This is a genomic window from Stenotrophomonas maltophilia group sp. msm4 (assembly GCF_032025605.1).
Classification (GTDB): Bacteria; Pseudomonadota; Gammaproteobacteria; order Xanthomonadales; family Xanthomonadaceae; genus Stenotrophomonas; species Stenotrophomonas sepilia.
This window is the reverse complement of sequence record NZ_JAVSKK010000004.1, coordinates 258,398-281,225: the sequence shown is the minus strand read 5'-3', so window position 1 is coordinate 281,225 and position 22,828 is coordinate 258,398. Positions and strand designations below refer to the sequence as shown.

Below are 22,828 nucleotides of genomic sequence, written 5' to 3'. Positions count from 1 at the left end.
GACACGCCGTAAACCCATCCCTGAAGTGACCCCCGGGAGTTGGACATCAGATCCGACCCCGAGGGATACATGAACAGATACGACGCGCGTTTCAAACTGCAGGTCGCCAAACAGGCCTGCAAGACCTCCACATCGGTCAAAGCCGTTGCTCGTCGCTACGGCCTGGAGTTCTCCACGGTCAGGCGCTGGGTGGCGACCTATCGGCTGCATGGTTGGCGGGGATTTCATCGCCAGTCCCAGTCCTATGACCTCGCATTCAAGCTGGCTGTCCTGAAGAAGATGGGCCAGGACGGCATGTCCGGGCGGGAGGCCACCACTTACTTTCAAATTGGCGATGCCGGCGCGGTGGGTCGGTGGCGTCGCCTGTATGCTCAAGGCGGTGCCCAAGCGCTGGCACCACCTCCGCCGCCGCCCCGAAAGCCGATGAAAAAGACCCGTTCGTCCAAGCCACCTGAGGAAATGAGCCGCGATGAGCTGCTCAAGGAAGTTGCCTATCTGCGTGCGGAGACCGACTACCTAAAAAACTCGATGCCTTGATCCGGGAAGAGCAGGCGGCGCAGGACGCAAAGCGCAAGCCATCCAAGGATTGAGGCAGGTTCATCCGCTGTCGCTTCTGCTCGAAGCGGCAGAGCTGTCACGCAGTACGTTCTATTACCAGAACCATGTCCTGGCCCATCCGGATCAGGATGAGGCAGCCCTGTGCGAGCGCATCCGGGCAATCTACGATCAAAGCCAAGGGCGCTATGGGTATCGCACGGTGACGCTGGAACTGGCCAATCAGGGCCATCGGACCAATCACAAGCGGGTACAGCGCCTGATGGGGGAGATGGGCCTGAAATCACGGGTACGCGTGAAGCGCTACCGGTCCTTCAAAGGGGCCGCCAATGTTGTGGTTGGCAATGACCTCAATCGCCAGTTCCATGCCGAGCGGCCCAACCAGAAGTGGGTGACTGACGTCACCGAGTTCAAGGTGCAAGGCATGAAGCTGTACCTGTCGCCGATCATGGACCTCTACAACGGTGAAATCGTGGCTTATCAGATCAAGCGCCAGCCTGTGTTCGATCTGGTAGGTCAGATGCTGGAGGAGGCCATCAAGAAGCTTTCGCCGGATGAGCGGCCAATGATCCACTCCGACCAGGGCTGGCAGTACCAGCATGAGAACTACCGGCACATGCTGGAAAAGCACTCGTTGAAGCAAAGCATGTCCCGACGTGGCAACTGCTTGGACAATGCGGCAATGGAAAGCTTCTTCGGGACGCTGAAGTCGGAGTTCTTCTACCTGAACAGCTTTGACAGCATCGAAAGCCTGGAGGCCGGGCTGGTGGAGTACATCAAGTACTACAACCAAGAGCGAATCAGATTGAAATTGAAGGGGCTAAGCCCGGTAAAGTACCGGGAACAGGCCCAAGCAGCCGCCTGACCCCACCGTCCAAGTCTCGGGGGTCACTTCACCCTGGGGGCTCGATGGCGCCATCCATGGCGCCAACGGTCCTGCCTGCCCACACCGCCCCGCCTCTGACAGATTCCGATGGCTGTTGGTAGGTGTCGACCTTGGTCGACACGGTAGATCCACTCCATGCGTGGATGAAATCTGTCAGATATGGAAATGCATCTGGGGTCAGATCCGTTTTCCTGCGGAAAACGGATCTGACCCCAAGAGCCGTTTCAACAGACCGCAGAAGACTGTCGAAGGCGGGGTGGGTCCGGTTGCGGGGGCGTGAGCCGCATGGGCCCGAGGCATGCCTCGGGCGGGTTGGGCAGGACGCCCAACCCCGGTCTTGCCCTGTGCGCAGGACAGCGCACACGAGCAAGCGGCGACCGAGCCTGCATGGACGTATTTACGGCGTCCCCCGCAACCGGACCCACCCCGCCTACCCACAGGAAACCGCTTTTGCTTTTGCTGTTGCTTCGGCTCTTGCCGTGGACGCGGTCTCTGCAGGTGCAGGGCGCAGCCCTGCCGAACACCCCCGCGACGGGGTGTCGCAAACGCCTGCGACGGTTCGTCGCACGGGCAACCCTGGACCCGCCTCTACACTAGCAGGGTGACCCGCCTGTCCCGCCCGCAGCGCCTTCTGCTGCAGCTCGCCATCCTGGCGACGCTGCTGATGGTGCTTGCGCCATTGGTCAGCCGCGCGCTGCAGGCGCCGCCGATGGACCACGCGGCGATGGCAGGCATGGACCACGCGCACATGCACCACGACGCTGCCGCATTGGGTCCGAGCCCTTTGCACGGGCAACGGAGTCCGACCCCACCGGCCGACCCCCACGCCATGCATGGCGAAGCCTGCGAATACTGCGTGCTGGCCATGCGCCTGCTGCCGTGGCTGGCGGTATTGGTGCTGCTGTTGCCGCTGCTGTGGCGGCCGCGGCTGGTATTCCCGTGGTCACAGCAGGTACTGCCGGCACTGCGCTGGCCGGCACACGCCGCGCGTGGGCCACCGCGGTCCTCCATCGTCCGCTGATTTTCCTGTCGAATCTGCCGCACGACGCCTGAGCGGGCGCCGTGTGCGCGTGCGTACCTTGGAGCTGTTCCGATGAAAATGACTTCCCGCCCCGCGGGCGCCTGCGTGCGCCTGCCGGTTGCCCTTGGCTTGGCCGCAGCTGCAACGCTCGCCCATGCCGCGCCCGCCGAAGAGGCGCGCACTCTCGATACGGTGGTGGTCACCGCCGCCGCGCCTTCGTCGCCACTGCACTGGGTGACCGATCCACGCCTGCCGCGGCAGCCGGTTCCGGCCAGTGACGGCGCCGATTACCTGAAGACCGTTCCTGGCTTCTCGGCCATCCGCAACGGCGGCACCAACGGTGACCCGGTGCTGCGCGGCATGTTGGGTTCGCGCCTGAACATCCTCAGCAATGACGGCAACCTGATCGGCGCCTGCCCCTCGCGCATGGACAACCCGCTGTCCTACATCGCACCGGAGAGCTTCGACCGCCTGACCATCATCAAGGGCCCGCAGAGCGTGCGCTGGGGGGCAGGTGCCTCGGCCGGCACCGTGCGCTTCGAACGCGATACACCGCGCTTCGAGGAACCGGGCCTGCGTGCCGATGCCAGCGCGCTGGTCGGTTCGCGCAACCGCAACGACCAGGTGATGGACCTGACCCTGGGCAACCCGGCCGGCTATGTGCGCGCCAGCGGCAACCGTTCCGAAGCCGATGACTACAAGGACGGCAACGGCGATGTGGTGCCATCGAAGTGGCGCAAGTGGAACGGTGACGTGGCGATCGGCTGGACGCCGGATGCCGACACGCTGCTGGAAATTTCTGCCGGTGCCGGCGATGCGATCGCACGCTACGCGGGGCGCGGCATGGACGGTGCCGCGTTCGAACGCACCAGCTACGCCGCGCGCTTCGAGAAGCGCAATCTGCCGGGTGCGTGGGACACGCTGCAGGCCAACGTGTACTACAACGAGGCCGACCACGTGATGGACAACTACACGCTGCGCACGCCGAATCCCAACAGCATGATGCCGATGCCGATGGCGTCGAACGTGGGCCGCCGCACCCAGGGCGGCCGGGTCAGTTCCGAGTGGCGCTGGCAGGACGTGCAACTGGTGGCGGGTGTGGATGGCGAGGACAGCCGCCATCGTGGCCGCATGGGCATGGGCCGCGACACCTACCACCAGGCCGTCTGGGAGACCGATGCCAACTTCCGCCGCTATGGCGTGTTCACCGAGTTGACCCTCGGCGCCGGCACCGACCAGCGCTGGATCAGCGGGCTGCGCATCGATCGCGCCAGCGTGCGTGATGAGCGGCAGTCCATCCCGTGGAATGATGGGCAGCCGGCCCAACCCAACGGCCGGCGAGAAGCGCAAGGCGTGGCTCGGCAGTGGCTTCCTGCGCTATGAGCAGGACCTGGCCGACGGCCTGACCTGGTATGCAGGCCTCGGCCACAGCGAGCGCATGCCCGACTACTGGGAGCTGTTCTCGCCCAACCACGGCCCGGCCGGCGCAGTGAACGCGTTTGCCGGCATCCAGCCCGAGCGCACCACCCAGCTCGACATGGGCCTGCAGTACAAGGGACCGCGCGTGCAGGCCTGGGTTTCGGCCTATGCCGGGCAGATCCAGGACTACATCCTGTTCACCTATCACGGCAGCGGCATGATGGGCATGAGCCAGGCCAGCAACGTCGAGGCGCGCATTGCCGGTGCCGAGGCCGGGTTGGAAGTGAGCCTGACCGAGCAGTGGAAGCTGGGCGGCACGCTGGCCTATGCCTGGGGAGAGAACCGCGACCAGCAGCGTCCGCTGCCGCAGATGCCGCCGTTGGAAGCGCGCCTGAGCGCGAACTGGGAGGGCCAGCGCTGGAGTGCCGGCGCATTGCTGCGCGCGGTGACCCATCAGCATCGTGTCGCAGATGGGCAGGGCAACGTGGTCGCGCAGGACCTCGGGCCGAGCGCCGGGTTTGCCACCTTCGCGCTCAATGCCGCGTACCGTTTCAGTTCGCAGCTGCAGCTCAGCGCCGGCGTCGACAACCTGTTCGACCGCGCCTACAGCGAGCACCTGAACCTGGCCGGCAGCGCCGACTTCGGCTTCCCGGCCGACCCGGTGCGGATCAACGAGCCGGGGCGCAGCGTGTGGATGAAGTTGAACTACCGGTACTGATCCGCCGGGCATAAAAAAACGGGGCCGGATCCCCGCCAGGATCCGTCCCCGCCCGACGCCCTCGGTCGGGCAGGTTCGACTCTACGATGACGGCCGCGGTGGTGCACCACTGGATACACCCCGACACACGCCGACACTGCCCATGGCAGCCTTGCACGGAACGGGTTCAAGGCGCTATCGCAGCCTAGGTTCCACGCCGGTAAACGCTTGGCACATACCGCTTTTATGGGCACTTGCCTACACTCGGCGGCCGTGGATCAATCAGGACCGTTCATGTTGGCTCGTATCGCTTCGACCCTGGCCCTCGGCCTCAGCCTGGCCGTGCTGGCCGGGTGCGCAGGCAAACAGGAGGCCGCCGCACGTCGGCAGGGCGAAGCGGTGCCGGTCACCGCGCAGGTCGTGCAGCCCACGCAGTGGAACGACACCCTGCAGGCACTGGGCACGGCCAAGGCGCGCGAGTCGATCAGCGTCACTGCCAAAGTCAGCGAGATCGTCGAGAAAGTGCACTTCGAGAGCGGCCAGCACATTGCCGCCGGTGCGCCGATCGTGACGCTGCGCGGGCAGGCCCAGGAAGCCGCACTGGTGCAGGCGCAGGCCACTTTCCATGAAGCCGATCAGCTGTACAAGCGCCAGCGCGAACTGGCCGCCCAGCGGCTGGTGTCCAGCGCCACGCTGGATACGCAGAAGTCGATCCGCGACGCCGCCGAGGCACGCGTGATGCAGATGCAGGCAGACATTGGTGACCGACGCGTGCGCGCGCCCTTTGCCGGTGTGCTCGGCATCCGCCAGGTCAGCCCGGGATCGCTGCTGACCCCGACCACGGTCATCGCCACGCTCGACGACATCGAGCACATGCATGTCGATTTCCAGGTGCCGGAAGTGGAGCTGGCTGCGCTGGGCGTTGGTGACAAGGTCAGTGCCACCAGCGTGGCCTGGCCGGGTCGCACCTTCGAGGGCGTGGTCAGTACCATCGATGCGCGCATCGATCCGGCCACCCGTGCGGTGACCGTGCGCGCCGATTTCGCCAATGGCGACCACGCATTGCGCCCGGGCATGCTGCTGGACGTGCGCCTGTTCCGCCCCGAGCGCCCAGCGCTGGTGGTCCCGGAAATCGCCGTGGTACAGGTTGGCCGCGATACCTTCGTGTACCGCATCAAGGCCGACGACAGCGTCGAGCGGGTGGACGTGGTCACCGGCGCGCGCCGTGCCGGCGTGGTCGAGATCAGGCAGGGCCTGGAAGCGGGCCAGCGCATCGTGGTCGATGGCACCGGCAAGCTGCGCCCGGGCCTGAAGGTTGCTGCGAAGGACGCCGCACCGGCCTCCGGCGCCAAACCGGCTGACGCGCCGGCGCCGGTCGCGGCCGAGGGCCACGGCGGATGAAGCTGTCCGACATCTCCATCCAGCGGCCGGTGTTCGCCGTGGTGATGAGCCTGTTGCTGCTGGTGCTGGGCGTGATGTCCTTCACCCGCCTGACCCTGCGCGAACTGCCCGCCATCGACCCTCCGATCGTTTCGGTGTCGGTGGACTACACCGGCGCGTCGGCGGCGGTCATCGAAAGCCGCATCACCCAGGTGCTGGAAGATGCGCTGGCTGGCATCGAAGGCATCGATACGATCAACGCGCGCAGCACCAACGGCCGCTCGCAGGTCAGCATCGAGTTCACCGCCAACCGTGATATCGAAGCAGCGGCCAACGACGTGCGCGATGCGGTCAGCCGCGTCGCCGACCGCATGCCGGAAGAGGCGCGGCCACCAGAGATTGCCAAGGTCGAGAGCGATGCCGACCCGATCATCTGGTTCAACATGGTGTCCTCGACCATGGACACGCTGGAGCTGAGCGACTACGCCGACCGCTACGTGGTCGATCGTTTCTCCAGCCTCGATGGCGTGGCCCAGGTCCGCATCGGCGGCCGCCAGCGCTATGCGATGCGGATCTGGCTGGACCGTGACCAGCTGGCCGCACGCGGCCTGACCACCGGCGACGTGGAAACCGCGCTGCGCAACGAGAACGTGGAACTGCCGGCCGGCCGCATCGAGTCGACCGATCGCGATTTCACCCTGCGCGTGGAGCGCAACTACATCAAGCCCGAGGATTTCGCGACCATCCCGCTGGGCAAGGGCCGCGACGGCTACGTGGTGCGCATGGGCGACGTGGCGAAGATCGAGCTGGCCTCGGCCGAACGCCGCGCGTACTACCGCAGCAACGGCGAGCCCGGCATCGGCCTGGGCATCGTCAAGACCTCCACCGCCAACTCGCTGGACGTGGCACGCACGGCGCGCGCTGAGGCCGAGCGGGTGGCACTGACCCTGCCCAAGGGAACGCAGATCTTCGTCGCCTTCGACAACACCACCTTCATCGAAGCTGCAGTGGACCGCGTCTACGCCACCCTGGTGGAAGCGATGATCCTGGTGCTGGCGGTAATCTGGCTGTTCCTCGGCAGCTTCCGCGCCGCGTTGATTCCGGCGGTGACGGTGCCGGTCTGCCTGGTGGCGGCGTTCATCGCGCTGTATGCGTTCGACTTCTCGATCAACCTGCTGACCCTGCTGGCGTTGGTGCTGTGCATCGGCCTGGTGGTGGACGATGCGATCGTGGTGGTGGAAAACGTGCAGCGCCGCATCGACTTGGGCGAGCCACCGCTGGTGGCGTCCAAGCGCGGCACTGCGCAGGTCGCCTTCGCGGTGATCGCCACCACCGCCGTGCTGGTGGCGGTGTTCCTGCCGGTCGGCTTCCTGGAGGGCAACACCGGGCGACTGTTCCGCGAATTGGCAGTGGCGCTGGCCGCCGCGGTGGCGTTGTCCGCGTTCGTTGCGCTCACACTGACGCCGATGATGGCTTCCAAGCTGCTCAAGCCGCATACCGGGCAGGCCCCGCGGGGCCTGCACGGCTTCATCAACCGCAACCTGGAACGCCTTGCGGGTGCCTATGGGCGAGTGCTCGATCACCACGTCGACCGCACCTGGATCTACCTGCTGGTGATGGTGGCTGCGCTGGCCGCCAGCTGGGGCCTGCTCAAGCTGCTGCCGTCGGAACTGGCGCCAGCCGAAGACCGTGGTTCGTTCCAGATCATGATCGACGGCCCGGAAGGCGCCGGCTACGACTACACCGTGCAGCAGGTGCAGCAGGTGGAAGCGCTGCTGGCACCGCATGTCGGCCCGGACAAGCCGATCGTGCGTGCCAACCCCCGCGTGCCGGGCGGCTGGGGCGCCAGCGAGGAAATGCATACCGGCCGCGTCAGCATCTTCCTGCAGCCGTGGCGCCAGCGCAGCGAGGGTACGCCCGAAGTCGCCAACGAACTGCAGAAGGAACTGGATACCATCCGCGGCGTGCGCGTACGCACGCAGGTGGGTGGTGGCCTGGTGCGCAGCGGCGGCCAACCGTTCCAGATCGTGCTGGGCGGCCCGGAATATGCCGAGATCGCGCAGTGGCGCGACCGCATCCTGCTGCGCATGGCCGACAATCCCGGCCTGGTCGGCCCCGATTCCGATTACAAGGAAACCCGGCCGCAGATGCGGGTGAACATTGACCGCCAGCGTGCGGCCGATCTCGGCGTGCCGGTCACCGCGATCGGTTCGGCGCTGGAAACCATGATGGGCTCGCGTCGCGTCACCACCTTCGTCGACAACGGCGAGGAGTACGACGTGCTGGTGCAGGCCGGTCGCGATGGTCGCGCCAGCCCGGCCGACCTGGCCGCGATCCGCGTGCGCGCCAACTCCGGCGAGCTGGTGCCGCTGTCCAACCTGGTCACGCTGAGTGAAGTGGCCGAGGCCGGCACCCTGAACCGCTTCAACCGACTGCGCTCGATCACCATCAGTGCCGGCCTGGCGCCGGGCTATCCGCTGGGCGAGGCCATTGCGTGGGCACAGAACGTCGCCCAGGAAGAGCTGCCGCAGTACGCACAGGTGAACTGGAAGGGCGAATCGCGCGAATACCAGAGCGCCGGCGGCGCGGTGCTATTGACCTTCGCGATGGCGCTGCTGGTGGTGTACCTGGTGCTGGCCGCGCAGTTCGAGAGCTTCATCCATCCGCTCACCATCATGCTGACCGTGCCGCTGGGCGTACTCGGCGCGCTGGTCGGGTTGTGGGTGAGTGGCGGTACGGTGAACCTGTTCAGCCAGATCGGCATCGTGATGCTGGTCGGCCTTGCCGCGAAGAACGGCATCCTCATCGTCGAATTCGCCAACCAGCTGCGCGACGATGGGCGCAGCGTGCGCGAGGCGATCATCGAGTCGGCGATGGTGCGCCTGCGCCCGATCCTGATGACCTCGATCGCCACCGTGGTCGGCGCGATCCCGCTGGTGGTCGCCGGGGGGCCTGGTTCGGCCAGCCGTGGCACGATCGGCATCGTGATCATTTTCGGCGTGACTCTTTCGACGTTCCTGTCGCTGTTCGTGGTGCCGGCGTTCTACGCGCGGCTGGCGCCGTACACTCGTTCGCCGGAAGCGGTGAAGCGCGAGCTGGAGAAGCAGGAAGCGGAATCGCCGTCGGTGGGCGGGCATGCCTGACCCGCGCGCCGATGGGGGCGGCCCAGGGGACGGATCCCTTTCCGGAACGGAAAGGGCTCTGACCCCGCCACTACAGGGTGACGGTTTCCAGCTGCGCCCCTGGCGCCCGGATGACCTGGATTCCCTGCTGCGCCACGCCAACGACGCCGAGGTATCGCGCGGCCTGCGCGACCGCTTCCCGTACCCCTACACGCGCGGGGATGGCGAGGCCTTCCTCGCCGGCCGCGTGCTGGCTCCCGGCACCCTGAACCTGGCCATCGAGATCGACGGCCAGGCCTGCGGCAGCGTCGGTGCCCAACAGGGCGTGGCCGAGCGTGGGCATACCGCCGAACTGGGTTACTGGCTGGGCCGGGCCTATTGGGGGCACGGCCTGATGACCCGCGTGGTCGGCCTGTTCGCCCCGTGGGTGATGGATGAGCTGCGCCTGTTCAGGCTGCAGGCCACCGTGGTCGACTTCAACCTCGGCTCGGCCCGGGTGCTGGAGAAGAACGGCTTCCAGGAAGAGGGCGTGGAACGTTGCGCGGTCTACAAGCGCGGCGTGTTGCACGACCTGCGCCGTTTCGCCCGGGTGCGCACCCAGCTGCCCTGAACACGCGGGCTGGCCGCTGTAGAGCCGAGCCCATGCTCGGCTGCCCTCGGGAGCCCAAGCCGAGCATGGGCTCGGCTCTGCAAAACAGCGCTACCGCAGCGGCCTTCGATCAGGGAGAATCGACCGGTCCCCTCCAGCCGACGGGACGTCCTTACAACCCGCCGACTGGAGAGAGCGCGCGTGGAAGCAACCGTACACTTCATCAACAGCATCATCTGGAGCAAGGCACTGATCTTCGTGTGCCTGGGCGCCGGCCTGTTCTTCAGCCTGCGCACCCGCTTCATGCAGATCCGTGGCTTCGTCGAGATGTGCCGCCTCACCGTCAGGGGGGAGAAATCCGACGCCGGTGTGTCCTCGTTCCAGGCGCTGGCCATGTCGATGGCCGGCCGCATGGGCATCGGCAACATCGCCGGCGTGGCCACCGCCATCGCCTTCGGCGGTCCCGGTGCGATCTTCTGGATGTGGGTGATGGGCTTCCTTGGCGCATCCACCTCGTACGTCGAATGCACCCTGGCGCAGATCTACAAGACCAAGGATGCCGAAGGCCGCTACCGCGGCGGCCCGGCGTACTACATCGAAAAGGCCATGGGCCTGAAGTGGTATGCGCTGGCCTTCGCCATCGCCACGATCATCGCCGCAGGCTTCCTGATGCCGGGCGTGCAGGCCAACGCCATCGCCGACAGCATCATCAACGCCTGCCGTGGCACCGCGCTGTGCGGTCCGCTCGATGGCCAGGCCTTCGGCATGGAATCGGTGCAGGCGCTGAAGCTGGGGATCGGCATCGTGGTGGCGCTGCTGCTAGGCGTGGTCATCTTCGGTGGCGTCAAGCGCATCGCCAACTTCGCCGAAGTGGTGGTGCCGTTCATGGCCGCCGGTTTCATCCTGATGGCCATCATCATCATGATCATCAACTACGACCGCGTGCCGGAAATGTTCGGCATCATCTTCAAGAGTGCCTTCGGCACGCATGCCGCATTCGGCGCGATGATGGGCCTGGCCGTGGAGTGGGGCATCAAGCGCGGCATCTACGCCAACGAAGCCGGCCAGGGCTCGGGCCCGCACGCTGCGGCTGCCTCGGAAGTCTCGCACCCGGCCAAGCAGGGCTATGTGCAGGCCTTCGCGATCTACTTCGACACCATGATGGTGTGCACCGCCACCGCGTTCCTGATCCTGGCCAGCGGTACCTACAACGTGTACTCGCCGGTGGAGGGCGCCGCGCCGATCTTCCAGGGCCTGGCCGGCATTCCGGAAGGCGCCGGTTACGCCCAGGCCGGCGTGGAAGCGGTGCTGCCGGGCTGGGGTTCGGCGTTCGTATCGGTGGCCATCTTCTTCTTCGCCTTCACCACCATCATGGCGTACTACTACATGGCCGAGACCAACCTCAGCTATGTGAACCACAACAGGAAGCGGCCGCTGACCGTGCTGCTGCTGCGCCTGGGCATCATCGGCATGGTGGTGTTCGGCGCGTTCCACAATGCCACCCTGGCCTGGGCGCTGGGCGACATCGGCGTCGGCCTGATGGCCTGGCTGAACATCATCGCCATCCTCATCATCCAGAAGCCGGCGATGCTGGCCCTGCGTGACTACGAACGACAGAAGAAGCTGGGCCTGGATCCGGTGTTCGACCCTGATGCCCTGGGCATCAAGAACGCCGATTTCTGGCGCCAGCGCAAGCAGGAGAGTGTGTAAGTGAACAACCCTTGGAACAACCGCCGCCCGTCCGCCCGTCCGCCGCGCGCAACGCCGTTGCCGCGCCCGGAGGTGCCGGCCACGGGCGGTGGTGGGCGCGGTGGCAGCGATGAGCTGCGTCTGTACGGCCTGAATGCCGTGCTGGCTGCGTTCGAAGCGCGGCCGCAGGCGCTGCGCAAGTTGTACCTGCTGGAAGCACGCATCCCGCGCCTGCAGCCGCTGTTGAAGTGGTGCGTGGCCAACCGCGTGGGCTACCGCGTGGTCGAGGATGGCGACCTGAACAAGCTCGCCGGCACCACCCATCACGAAGGTGTGGTGGCCGACATGCTGCGCGCACCGTCGCTGCCGCTGGCGCAGTGGCTGCAGCAGGTCGGTGACGGCCCGGCGCTGGCGTTGTGGCTGGATGGCGTGGGCAACCCGCACAATCTCGGCGCGATCCTGCGCTCGGCCGCGCATTTCGGTGCCAAGGCGCTGCTGTTGCCGGCCGGCAGCACGCTCGCCCTGTCCGGCGCCGCCGCGCGCGTGGCCGAAGGCGGTGCCGAAGCGGTGCCGCTGGTGCAGCTGCCGGAGACCGCTCAGGCAATGGCGCAACTGCGCGCAGCCGGTTTCGGCCTGGCCGCGACCCTGGTCGAGGGCGGGGATGACGTGTTCCGCGCGTCCCTGCCGGAGCGGCTGGTGTACGTGATGGGCGCCGAAGGCGAGGGCATGGACCGCAGCCTGGCGGGGGCGTGCGACCTGCAGGTCTCGATTCCCGGCAGCGGCGCCGTGGAGAGCCTGAATGTGGCCTCGGCCACGGCCGTGCTGCTGGCGCAATGGGCGAGCCGTCGCGGCTGATCCGGTATCCCGGGTCGGATCCCTCGCCGCAGGCGAGGGCTCTGACCCCTTCCAGGGGGGGTAAACGCGTCAAGCGCGCATGACGTTTTGAAAGTTTCCTTATTGGTCAGCCGCTTCCGGCAACGCAGGGTGGAACTCCATCCCACGTTGTCCAGAAGAGGCTGCCATGCATCACCCACGCCGTATCCTCATCGCATTGCTGGTACTGACCAGTGTCCTTGCCAGCGGCCGTGCCGCAGCCGGCGAACGCAGCCTGGACGGCGTCAACTTCACCGGGCCGCTGATCACCCCCAATCCGGCCGGCCTGCCGCAGGGCAACTGGTACATCGAACCCTATCTGGTGAGGGTCGACAGTCGCGATCACTATGACGATGGCGGCCATCGCCGCCGCAGTGGGCAGCGTAGCGGTGCATGGGCCACGGTGGTGCCGATCATCTACGGCTTCAGCGACCGGGTGATGGGCCAGGTCAATCTCAGTGCATCGCGCGCCGAACAGGGCAGCGCACGCAGCAGCGGTTTCCGCGCTGGCGATACCACCGCGCGGCTGCAGTACCTGCTGCAGGCGCCCAACGCCGATGGCACGCGCCCGGCCATCTCGGTCGCGCTGGTGCAGCGCTTCAGCACCGGCAGCCATGACCGCATCACCGGCAATCCGCTCGATGCGCAGGGCGACGGCGTGCAGCGCACCACTGCAGCGCTGGGCATGCAGCAGGTGGTGTGGCTGGGCAACGAGCGTCCGCTGCGCTGGCGTGCCCAGCTCAGCGCCGGGCCGGCACCATCGCGCACTGCCATTTCCGGCGCCAGTGTCTATGGCACCGACGACACCTTCCAGGGCCACATCTCCCGCGGTTCGGTGCTGGGCCTGTCGGTGGGTGCCGAGTACAGCTTCAACTCGCGCTGGGTAGGTGTGATGGAAGTAGCCGCCAGCCGTGAGACCGGACAGCGCCTGAGTGGATTCGCGCGCAACGCAAGCGGTGCCTTCGAGCGTATCGACGAACATCGCCCGGCCAGCCGCAGCGTCACCCTGGCGCCGGCCGTGGAGTACCACTTCAGCCCGACGCTGGGCCTGATCGCCGGCGTGGAGTTCAGCGTGGCGGGCCGCAACACCAGTCGAATCGTCAGCCCCCAGGTTGCCCTGGGCATGTTCTTCTGAGGGGCCGCCGATGAACATCGAATCCATCGTCAACACGATCCTCGGCGTCGTCTGGAGCCCCTACCTGGTGGTGCTGTGCCTGCTCGCCGGCCTGTACTTCAGCGTGCGCACACGCTTCATCCAGTTGCGTGCATTGCCGGACATGCTGCGCCTGATGTTCCGCCATGAGCGCTCCGATGCCGGCGTCTCACCGTTCCAGGCGTTGTCCATTTCGCTGTCCAGCCGCGTGGGCGTCGGCAACATCGCCGGCGTCGCCATGGCCATCGCCTTCGGCGGCCCCGGCGCGATCTTCTGGATGTGGATCGTCGCCTTCCTCGGCGCGTCCAGTGCTTTCATCGAATCCACGCTCGCGCAGATCTACAAGGATCGAGACGGCAAAGGGCAGTACCGGGGCGGCCCGGCGTACTACATCGAGAAAGGCCTCGGCCAACGCTGGTATGCAGTGCTGTTCGCACTGGTGACGGTGCTGGCGGGCGCGATGCTGGCCGGCACCCAGTCCAATGCGATCACCAGTGCGGTGAACGAAGCCTGGGACGTACCGGTGATGACCACCACCGCGGTTCTGCTGGTGGTGCTGGGCGCCATCCTCATCGGCGGTGTGCGGCGCATTGCGCGCGTGGCCGAATGGGTGGTGCCGCTGATGGCCGTGGCCTACCTGCTGGTCACGGCGCTGGTGATGGTGCTGAACGCGGAGAAGGTGCCGGAGGTGATCATGCTGGTGCTGCGCAGTGCATTCGGCGTGGATGCAGCGTTCGGCGCGATGATCGGTACTGCCATCCAGTGGGGCGTGCGCCGCGGCGTGCTGTCCAACGAGGCCGGTATGGGCAGTGGCGCGCATCCGGCCGCTGCCGCGGAAGTCTCGCATCCGGTCAAGCAGGGCCTGGTGCAGTCGTTCTCGGTCTACATCGACACGATGGTGGTGTGCAGTGCCACGGCCTTCCTGATCCTCTCCACGGGCCTGTACAACGTCTACGACCCGGCAGTGAACGGCATTCCGGATGAGACGCGCCTGCTGCTGGGCAATCTGCCGGGCGTCGAGGCCGGGCCACGCTTCGTGCAGCATGCGGTGGAATCGGCATTGCCGGGCTTCGGCCGTTCATTCGTGGCGCTGGCGATCCTGCCGTTCGCGTTCACCACACTGCTGGCGTTGTACTACATGGCCGAGACCAATGTCAGCTATCTGTGCTGCAACCGTCCGGCACCCTGGGTGATCGGCGGCTTCCAGCTGCTGTTCCTGGCGGCAACAGGCTACTCGGCGGTGAACAGTGCAACGGTGGCCTGGTCGCTGGGTGACATCGGCGTCGGCCTGATGAGCTGGTTGAACATCATCGCCATCCTGCTGCTGCAGAAACCGGCCTTGGCGGCGCTGCGGGACTACGAGCAGCATCGCCATGCCGGCAAGGATCCACTGTTCAACCCGGAACTGCTGGGCGTGCGCAACACCAGCGTGTGGGAAGGCTGACCGGATCGGGGGCGGATCCCTCGCCATGGCGAGGGGTCTGACTCACGCCATCACCCGATGGGTGCGAACCTCGGTTCGCACCGCTCGTCCCGCTGTGCTCGCCGGGCATGGCCCGGCGCAAGCGCATCATTCGCTCGGCGGTGTGGTCGCCTTGGCCTCGCTACCGAAACTGCCATCCGCTTCCGCCGCCAGGTAGGCGAACACGGTGTACGCGGCCACGTTCTGCGCCAGTGCCTTCGGGTCGATCTTGTCCAGCGTGTCGTCGGCGGTGTGGTGCAGGTGGAAGTAGTCCGAGCCATCCTGCGCCAGCCACGCCCACGCACCGCCCTTGGCGGCCAGTGGGCCGACGTCCGGGCCCGGGCCACCCTTGTCGGCCTGGTACTCGATGCCCAGCGGCTTCATCACTTCGGCAATCTGCTTCGTCGCTTCACGCGAGCCTGCCGGATTCGGCGAACCGGTATTGAAGGCGTAGATGCGGCCCGCGCCGAAGTCGCTCTCGGCGGCCAGCTGGTGCAGGGCCACGTCCTTCGCGTGCGCTTCGGCGTAGGCCTTGCCGCCGTACAGGCCCTGTTCCTCGTTGGCGAAGGCGATCACGCGGATGGTGCGCTTCGGTGCCTGCTTGAGCTGGCCGATCAGATGGCCTGCGGCCATGGTGATGCCCACGCCCGCGCCGTCATCCACCGCGCCGGTGCCCAGGTCCCACGAATCCAGGTGACCACCGATCACCACCACTTCCTTCGGCAGGCTGCGGCCGGTGATCTCGCCGATCACGTTGTAGGAGGTGGCGATGCCATCCCAACCGCAATCCAGTGCCATCTTCACCGTGGTGCTGCCACGCGCCAGCAGGCGGGCCAGCTGGTCGGCATCGGGCACCGACAGCGCGGCCGACGGCACTGGGGTCAGGCCGTCATCGAAACGGGTGATACCCGTGTGCGGCACGCGGTGCGAGTCGGTACCGGCCGAGCGCATCAGGAAACCGACCGCGCCCTTGCGGATCGCTTCGGACGGCCCCTTGCTGCGGATCGCACCGCCGCGGCCGTAATCGCGGCCATCGCGGAAGGGCAGCATCTGGTAATCGACGAAGGCGATCTTGCCCTTCAGCGAGCCCGCCGGTGCGGCCTGCAGCGCGGCCAGGTCGGCGAAGCGCACCACCTCGGCTTCCACGGTGCCGCCTGGGCTGCCGCCCAGTGCAGTGATCTGCAGCGGCTGCGGGTTCCTGCCGGTCACGGCGGCGTGTTCACTGCGCCGCTCCCACTTCGGGAATGTCACCGGCTCCTTCCACACCTTGTCGAAACCGAGGGCCTTGAACTTGGCTTCGGCCCAGGCCACGGCGCGGGCGTCGGCTTCGCTGCCGGCGATGCGCGGACCGATCTCGGTGGTGAGCGACTCGACAACCTTCCAGCCGGTGTCATCGGCCAGCGCCTGGTCGCGCAGCTGTGCGGCGGTGGCCAGCGACGCCGGGGGCAGGGTAGTGGTGTGCGGCGCCGCGAAGGCCGGGGCGGCCAGCAGGGCGAGGGAGGATGCGATGGCAAGGACGCGGCGACGCATGGACAACTCCGGGAAGGGACCTAAGCCTTGGAGCTTAACAGTCGTTCAGCCCGGCGCATGGGCGGGAGGTCATGGCTGGCGCGAACGCTGTTTTCCGCCATGACCGGCAAAGCGAAAGCCCCGCCGGGGCGGGGCTTTCGCCTGCTTCTGCAGAGCCGAGCCAATGCTCGGCTGCCTTTTGCAGATCAGCCGAGCGTGGGCTCGGCTCTACAGATGGGAGGGGCGCCCATAGGCGCCCGATACCTCATTTCTTCAGGCTGTCGCGGATCTCGCGCAGCAGCACCACTTCTTCGGCCGGCGCCGCCGGGGCAGCTTCCTTCTTGCGAGACAGCCGGTTGATCGCCTTGACCACGATGAAGATCGCGAAAGCCACGATCACGAACTGGATGACGGTGTTGATGAAGTCGCCGTAGCCAACCACCACCGCCGGGATCTCCTTGCCATCCGGTCCGATCCGGGCTGGCGACAACGTCCAGGCCAGGCTGGAGAAATCCACGCGCCCGATCAGGTAGCCCAGCGGCGGCATGATGATCTTCTCGACCAGCGCCGTCACGATCTTGCCGAAGGCCGCGCCGATCACCACGCCGACGGCGAGGTCGATGACGTTGCCGCGCATGGCGAATTCCTTGAACTCGGTGAGCATTCCCATTGTTGTTTTTCTCCGGTGGGGAAGTGGACAGCGCGCAGGGTAGCGCAGGTGATGTCAGCCGGCGATCACGCCGTGGCGCTCGGCCACGTTTTCAAGGCGGGCACTGAAGCGGTCGCCGGGCTTCAACGCAGCCACCCCGGACGGGGTGCCCATGAACACCAGGTCGCCGGCACGCAGCTGCCACAGCTTGGACAGCTCATGCAGGATCTCCGGTACGTTCCAGATCATCTGGTCGAGCAGTGCCTGCTGGCGCACTTCGCCGTTGACCTCCAGCGACAGGTTCAGCGCGGCGAGGTCGCCGACTTCCTCGGCGTGGACGATTTCGCTGATCGGCGCGGAGGCGTCGAAGCCCTTGGCCGCGTCCCACGGGTGGCCCTTGTCCTTGGCCGCGGCCTGCAGGTCGCGGCGGGTCAGGTCCAGGCCGACGGCGTAGCCATAGACCAGCGCATCGGCGTCGGCCACGGCCAGCTCGCCTGCGGGCGCATCGCGGCCGATCGCCACCACCAGTTCCACTTCGTGGTGCAGGTTGGCGGTGCTGGCGGATAGGGGATGACATCGTCGTGGCCGACCACGATGGCGTCGGCCGGCTTGCTGAAGAACATCGGGCGGCCGCGGTCATCGGCCGCCGGCACCGCCGCGCCCATTTCGCGGGCGTGGTCGGCAAAATTGCGGCCGACGCAGTAGATGCGGTGCACAGGGAAGCTGCCGCCACCGGCTACCGGTACACGCGGCAGGGCTACGGCAGGGATCACATCGGAGACATCGGACATGCGGGCATCCAGGAAGGGCGTGCCCGCAGTCTAGAACGCATGGCGCCCGCCGTCAGCGGGTGCGGAAGGCCTGGATCAGCGCGAGGCCGGCAACACCGGCTTGCGCACCACGCGGTACTCGCCTTCAACCACGGTCGGGTCAACCGGACGCGCAACGCCCGGCTTGCGCGAGGCCAGCAGCTTCCACGCCAGGCCGACCAGGATCATCGCCGCGCCAACGAACACACCGATGAACACCATCGCCGCCAGGATCGCCAGGCCGAGCAGGCCAACGGCAACGCGCACCAGCGGGTGACGCGGCTTGCGCGGCGCGAACAGGGTACGGAACTGGTTGAAGGCGGATGCGCGATTGAACATGGCGGCTCGATAGGCTGGGATCAGCGAAACCAAAGTATCGGGACGCGCCACTTTCATTGAGTGAAAAACTCGTTAAATATAGCCTGTGCTTATTACGGATCAATGACTTGTGTTCATGTCGCAGCCAGTCACCTGAGCAGGCATGCGACAATTCCGGTTTACCGTCCGAGCCTTCGCCATGACTATCGCTGCTGCCCTGATCGCCCTTGATGCCATTGCCGATGGCGCGTTTGCCGAGGTCGAAGCGGTGGTCGATGGCGATGCCGAATCGCTGCTGCTCTACCGCGACGGCGCGCAGGTGCGTGCGTTCCTGAACATCTGCCCGCACGCCGGCCGCCGCCTGGACTGGGCGCCGGGCCAGTTCCTGAAGAGCCGCGAGGGTCATCTGGTGTGTGCCGCGCATGGTGCCTCGTTCGCGCTGGACAGCGGCGACTGCATCGCCGGCCCCTGCAAGGGCGACCGGCTGCGCGCTGTGCCGGTGGACGTGCGCGACGGGCAGGTTTACCTGGCTTGAGGCCAGCTGGGGGTCGGATCCGTTTTCCGCAGGAAAACGGCTCTGACCCCATCAAGCCAGGAGCAGTCGAGCATGGCTCGACGCTACAAAAGGCATCCACGCATGGCGTGGATCTACGGTCTCGACCAAGGTCGACAGCTACCAGAGCGAGATCGGTGCCGACCAACGGTCGGCACCCACCACCAGCCGCGTGAAACTGTCGAAGGCGGGGTGGGTCCGGTTGCGGGGGCGTGAGCCGCATGGATGCGGCGACCGAGCTTACAGGGACGTACTTGCAGCGTCCCCCGCAACCGGACCCACCCCGCCATCCCACGGAATGCACGTTGTTGCTGTTGCTGTTGCTTCGGCTTCTGCGGGTGCAGGGCGCAGCCCTGCCAACAAACCCCAACCCTCAGAACATCAGGTTGATCATCAGCACCACCACGCAGGTATAGATCAGCGACAGCGGGCCGCCGACCCGCCACATCTCGCGCGGGGTGTAGTTGGCCGGGCCAGTGATCATCGAGATCACCGGGTTGGAGGCCGTCATCAGGTTGTTGGACGCTGACAGCGCCACGATCAGCGCGAACGCGGTCGGGTTGCCCCCCGCTGCCAGTGCCAGGTTCACCGCGATCGGCACCATCACGATGGTCGCACCCACATGGCTGATCACCAGCGAGAACGCCGTGGTCAGCAGCGCCAGCGCCACCTCCAGCACCCACACCGGAATGCCGGTCGGCAGCTTGTCGATGGTATGGCCGGCCACCCACGCGGCCGCGCCGCTGGAATCCATCGCCCAGCCGAGCGGAATCAGCCCGGCCATCATGAAAACCGTCTTCCAGTTGATCGAGGCATACGCCTCGTCCATGCGCAGCACGCCGGTCAGCAGCATGCCGGCCACGCCGGTCATCAGCGTCAGCGCCACCGGCAGCTTGCTGGTCAGCGCGATCAGGATGGTCAGCGCGAAGATCGCCATCGCAATCTTGAACTTGTGCGGGCGCTGCTCGCCGGTCGGGTAATCGGTCACTACCACGAAGTCACGGCTGCGCGCGGCCTGCGCCAGGTCGGTCCAGATGCTGTGGAACACCAGCATGTCGCCGGCGCGCAGCTGCACGTCGCGCACGTCCTCGCGGATCACCTGCTTGTCGCGGTTGATCGCCAGCAGGCTGATGCCGCGCTCCTTGCGCAGGCGCAGATCGGCCGCACTCTTGCCGATCACGTTCGAGGTCGGTGGCACCACTGCCTCGGAAATGCCGGCACGGCTGGGGTTGAACAGGTCACCCAGGTGCTTCAGGCGCGAGGACATGCGCAGGAACTGGTTCTGCGCGAAGTCGCTGATCTGCTGGCGCGGTCCCATCGCACCGAGCACGCTGCCGACCCAGATGCGCATCTCCGCCGGCGGCGCCAGGCGGGTGTCGTTGCCGGTCTTCAGGGCCAGCAGCAGTGGCGCATCGTGCAGGGTCTCGGCCTCGCCCAAGGTCATGCCCACCAGCGGGCTCTCGGCGGTCACCACCAGCTCGAACACATCGCCTTCGATGCCATAGGTCTTGGCGAAGTAGCTCTCGGTGCGCGCCGGGGTGACCCCGTCATTGACCAGGCTTTCCTCTTCGATCAGCTTGCGGTCGCCGTAGTAGCGGAAGTACAGCAACGAAGCGATCAGCAACGCCACACCGATGGGCAGCGGCGCGAACATGCGCAGCGGCTCGATGGTGGCCAGGCCGGAAGGCAGGTTGTTGTTGGCCGAGGCCAGCAGATCGTTCAGCAGGATCAGCGGCGAATTGCCGACCATGGTCAGCGCGCCGCCCATCACGATCGCCGCCGAGATCGGCAGCAGCAGGCGCTGCATCGTCAGCCCGGTGCGCGCCGCCAGTCGCGAGGCGACCGGCAGATACAACGCCATCACCGACGGGTTCTGCATGAAGGACGAGTTCAGGCCGGCGATGGCGGTGGTCATCATCAGCAGCCGTTGCTCGACGCCGTGGCCGCGCCGCAGCAGCCAGGCCGCCAGCCGGTTCAGCGCCCCGGTGCGGTCCAGGCCCGCACCGAGGATGGTGGTGGCGATGATGCTCATCACCGCGTTACCGGAGAAACCGCCGAAGATCTCCTCCGGCGCGATCAGGCCGGTGACACCAAGCACCACCAGCACCACCAGCGCCACCACGTCAGCGCGGATGCGCTCGAACAGGAACATCGCCATCGTGAAGCCGACCAGCCCGAGCACGAGCTTCATGTCGTTGGTCAGCGTCAGCGCGGTATCCATGTGGGGCGCGGCGTCCTCAGGCGATCGTCAGGTGCGGTCGTACAACAGGTCCCAGACGCCGTGGCCGAGCTTCTGGCCGCGGGTCTCGAAGTGCGTCTGCGGGCGCCAGTCCGGGCGCGGCACGCTGCCCCGCGGGCCGGCGCGGTTGACCAGGCCGGCGGTGGCGTCGAGCACGTCCCACATCTGCTCGGCGTAGTCTTCCCAGTCGGTCGCGCAGTGCAGGCGGCCCCCCGGGCGCAGCTTGCGCACCAGCAGTTCGGCGAATGCCGGCTGCAGCAGGCGGCGCTTGTTGTGGCGCTTCTTGTGCCATGGGTCCGGGAAGTAGATGCGCACTTCATCGAGCGCGCCGTCGGCGATCTCGTTCTGCAGCACTTCCACCGCGTCGTGGTGGTACAGGCGCACGTGGTCGGCATTGTCCTCGGCCAGCGCGTTCAGCAGCCGGCCCACGCCCGGGGCGTGCACCTCGATGCCGATGTAGTCGCGCGATGGGTCGTGCTGGGCGGCGAACCGCAGCGCGGCACCATTGCCGAAGCCGATCTCCAGCACCTTGTGTGCCGGGCGGCCGAAGGTGGCGTCCAGGTCACGCGGCTGGCCGTTGTAATCGATGCCGAAGCGCGGCCAGCGTTCGTCGAATGCGCGCTGCTGGGCGGGAGTGAAACGGCCCTGGCGCAACACGAAGCTGCGCACCTCGCGGCGGCCCTCGCTCACGGTGAAGGGCTTGGGCGGGGCCTTGGAACCGGCGCTGTCAAAAGGATTGGTCATCAGCCGATCAGCCCGTCCACCGGCGAGGAGGCGCTGGCGTAGCGCTTGCGCGGGATGCGCCCGGCCAGGAAGGCCTCGCGGCCGGCCTCGACCGCCTTGCGCATCGCGCTGGCCATCAGCACCGGGCTGCGCGCACCGGCAATGGCGGTGTTCATCAGCACGCCGTCGCAGCCCAGCTCCATCGCGATCGCCGCGTCCGACGCGGTACCCACGCCGGCATCAACGATGATCGGCACCTTGGCGTCTTCGATGATCTGCAGCAGGTTGTACTTGTTCTGGATGCCCAGGCCCGAACCGATCGGCGCGGCCAGCGGCATCACCGCAGCGCAGCCGATCTCTTCCAGGCGCTTGGCCAGGATCGGGTCGTCGGAGGTATAGACCATCACCTCGAAACCGTCCTTGACCAGCTGCTCGGCAGCCTTCAGGGTCTGCATCACGTCCGGGTAGAGGGTCTTCTGGTCGCCCAGCATTTCCAGCTTGGTCAGGTTGTGGCCGTCCAGCAGCTCACGGGCCAGGCGGCACGTACGCACCGCGTCCTCGGCGGTGTAGCAGCCGGCGGTGTTGGGCAGGATGGTGAAGCGCTCCGGCGGCAGCACGTCCAGCAGGTTCGGCTCGCCCGGGTTCTGCCCGATGTTGGTGCGGCGGATGGCCACGGTGACGATCTGGGCGCCAGCGGCCTCGGTGGCCAGGCGGGTTTCTTCCAGGTCCTTGAACTTGCCGGTGCCGGTCAGCAGCCGCGAGCCATAGGTCTTGCCGGCGATCACCAGCGAATCGGGGGAGACATGAACGTTCATGGCGCGATTATCGCTTATCCGCCTGAAGATGGGGTCACGCAATGGCGTGCCGGCCGCGGATCGGTATGGGTAGTGCCGGCCGCTGGCCGGCAAATGCAGGGTGCCTGACAGCGTCGGATTGCCGGCCAGCGGCCAGCACTGCGCGGATAGGTCTCAGCCCCCACCCAGCGCGTGCACGATCTCCACCACGTCGCCCTCGGCCAGGACGTAATCGCCATGGCGGCTGCGGCTGACGATCTCGCCGTTGACCTCGACCGCGACCCGGCGTTGCAGCAGCTGCTCTGCCTGCAGCAGATCGTGGAGGGTCGCCGAGGCGGGCAGGGTACGGGGTTCGCCGTTGAGCTGGATGTTCATCGCCGCATTGTCG

At 66.8% G+C, this 22,828-nt stretch carries 17 protein-coding genes and 2 pseudogenes; 11 read left to right on the top strand and 8 right to left on the bottom strand.

Going from position 1 to position 22,828, the window contains the following annotated elements:
- Window positions 1-69: 69 nt before the first annotated feature.
- From ROV93_RS19595 to ROV93_RS19550, 10 genes and pseudogenes are all read left to right on the top strand, one after another.
- Window positions 70-1,420, top strand: a protein-coding gene (locus ROV93_RS19595; protein ID WP_312538553.1) for an IS3 family transposase whose coding sequence is annotated in 2 segments (ribosomal slippage) — window positions 70-521 and window positions 520-1,420 — 1,353 coding nt in all. Because the reading frame shifts where the segments join, the coding sequence is not laid out codon by codon here.
- Between the two features lie 622 nt (window positions 1,421-2,042).
- Entirely contained in the window at window positions 2,043-2,462 is a 420-nt protein-coding gene (locus ROV93_RS19590; protein ID WP_072167624.1) for a DUF2946 family protein, read from the top strand.
- A 72-nt stretch (window positions 2,463-2,534) separates the two neighbouring features.
- Window positions 2,535-4,599: pseudogene (locus ROV93_RS19585) on the top strand (TonB-dependent copper receptor).
- Between the two features lie 273 nt (window positions 4,600-4,872).
- Complete coding sequence (locus ROV93_RS19580) at window positions 4,873-5,979, top strand: efflux RND transporter periplasmic adaptor subunit (RefSeq protein WP_049412714.1); 1,107 nt, start codon at window positions 4,873-4,875, stop codon at window positions 5,977-5,979.
- Window positions 5,976-9,101, top strand: coding sequence for an efflux RND transporter permease subunit (locus ROV93_RS19575; RefSeq protein ID WP_072167625.1), 3,126 nt, complete (start codon window positions 5,976-5,978; stop codon window positions 9,099-9,101). Before ROV93_RS19580 ends, ROV93_RS19575 begins: the two co-directional genes overlap by 4 nt.
- A complete protein-coding gene (locus ROV93_RS19570) occupies window positions 9,094-9,690 on the top strand; it encodes a GNAT family protein (protein ID WP_072167626.1) in 597 nt (198 codons plus the stop codon). Before ROV93_RS19575 ends, ROV93_RS19570 begins: the two co-directional genes overlap by 8 nt.
- A 180-nt stretch (window positions 9,691-9,870) precedes the next feature.
- Window positions 9,871-11,379 carry an alanine/glycine:cation symporter family protein gene (locus ROV93_RS19565; RefSeq protein ID WP_072167627.1) on the top strand — a complete coding sequence of 503 codons (1,509 nt, stop codon included), beginning with the start codon at window positions 9,871-9,873 and terminating at the stop codon, window positions 11,377-11,379.
- Window positions 11,380-12,213, top strand: coding sequence for a TrmH family RNA methyltransferase (locus ROV93_RS19560; RefSeq protein ID WP_072167628.1), 834 nt, complete (start codon window positions 11,380-11,382; stop codon window positions 12,211-12,213).
- 166 nt (window positions 12,214-12,379) lie between these two features.
- A complete protein-coding gene (locus ROV93_RS19555; protein WP_072167629.1) occupies window positions 12,380-13,366 on the top strand; it encodes a hypothetical protein in 987 nt (328 codons plus the stop codon).
- A gap of 10 nt (window positions 13,367-13,376) precedes the next feature.
- Complete coding sequence (locus ROV93_RS19550) at window positions 13,377-14,828, top strand: alanine/glycine:cation symporter family protein (protein ID WP_072167630.1); 1,452 nt, start codon at window positions 13,377-13,379, stop codon at window positions 14,826-14,828.
- Between the two features lie 126 nt (window positions 14,829-14,954).
- Here the strand turns inward: ROV93_RS19550 and ROV93_RS19545 are convergent, their stop codons facing one another.
- The 4 genes and pseudogenes from ROV93_RS19545 to ROV93_RS19530 form a co-directional block, all read right to left on the bottom strand.
- Window positions 14,955-16,376: a M28 family peptidase gene (locus ROV93_RS19545; protein WP_072167631.1), complete on the bottom strand. Its 1,422-nt coding sequence runs from the start codon at window positions 16,374-16,376 to the stop codon at window positions 14,955-14,957.
- Between the two features lie 244 nt (window positions 16,377-16,620).
- Window positions 16,621-17,025, bottom strand: coding sequence for a large-conductance mechanosensitive channel protein MscL (gene mscL, locus ROV93_RS19540; protein WP_072167632.1), 405 nt, complete (start codon window positions 17,023-17,025; stop codon window positions 16,621-16,623).
- Window positions 17,026-17,079: 54 nt separating this feature from the next.
- Window positions 17,080-17,795: pseudogene (locus ROV93_RS19535) on the bottom strand (fumarylacetoacetate hydrolase family protein).
- A gap of 75 nt (window positions 17,796-17,870) precedes the next feature.
- Window positions 17,871-18,152 carry a hypothetical protein gene (locus ROV93_RS19530; RefSeq protein ID WP_005410817.1) on the bottom strand — a complete coding sequence of 94 codons (282 nt, stop codon included), beginning with the start codon at window positions 18,150-18,152 and terminating at the stop codon, window positions 17,871-17,873.
- Window positions 18,153-18,330: 178 nt separating this feature from the next.
- Here ROV93_RS19530 and ROV93_RS19525 point away from each other — a divergent pair, with 178 nt between their 5' ends.
- Window positions 18,331-18,666 carry a Rieske (2Fe-2S) protein gene (locus ROV93_RS19525; RefSeq protein WP_072167633.1) on the top strand — a complete coding sequence of 112 codons (336 nt, stop codon included), beginning with the start codon at window positions 18,331-18,333 and terminating at the stop codon, window positions 18,664-18,666.
- A gap of 391 nt (window positions 18,667-19,057) precedes the next feature.
- Here ROV93_RS19525 and ROV93_RS19520 read toward each other — a convergent pair whose 3' ends face one another.
- The 4 genes from ROV93_RS19520 to thiS form a co-directional block, all read right to left on the bottom strand.
- The gene (locus tag ROV93_RS19520; RefSeq protein WP_005418803.1) at window positions 19,058-20,905 is read right to left on the bottom strand and encodes an SLC13 family permease; all 1,848 of its coding nucleotides are present in this window, start codon (window positions 20,903-20,905) and stop codon (window positions 19,058-19,060) included.
- Between the two features lie 27 nt (window positions 20,906-20,932).
- On the bottom strand, window positions 20,933-21,667 hold the full coding sequence (trmB, locus tag ROV93_RS19515; protein WP_053501092.1) for a tRNA (guanosine(46)-N7)-methyltransferase TrmB: 735 nt from the start codon (window positions 21,665-21,667) through the stop codon (window positions 20,933-20,935).
- The gene (locus ROV93_RS19510; RefSeq protein WP_312540966.1) at window positions 21,667-22,461 is read right to left on the bottom strand and encodes a thiazole synthase; all 795 of its coding nucleotides are present in this window, start codon (window positions 22,459-22,461) and stop codon (window positions 21,667-21,669) included. The genes trmB and ROV93_RS19510 overlap by 1 nt, the downstream gene beginning before the upstream one ends.
- 153 nt (window positions 22,462-22,614) lie before the next feature.
- On the bottom strand, window positions 22,615-22,815 hold the full coding sequence (gene thiS / locus ROV93_RS19505; RefSeq protein WP_072167635.1) for a sulfur carrier protein ThiS: 201 nt from the start codon (window positions 22,813-22,815) through the stop codon (window positions 22,615-22,617).
- Window positions 22,816-22,828 lie beyond the last annotated feature (13 nt).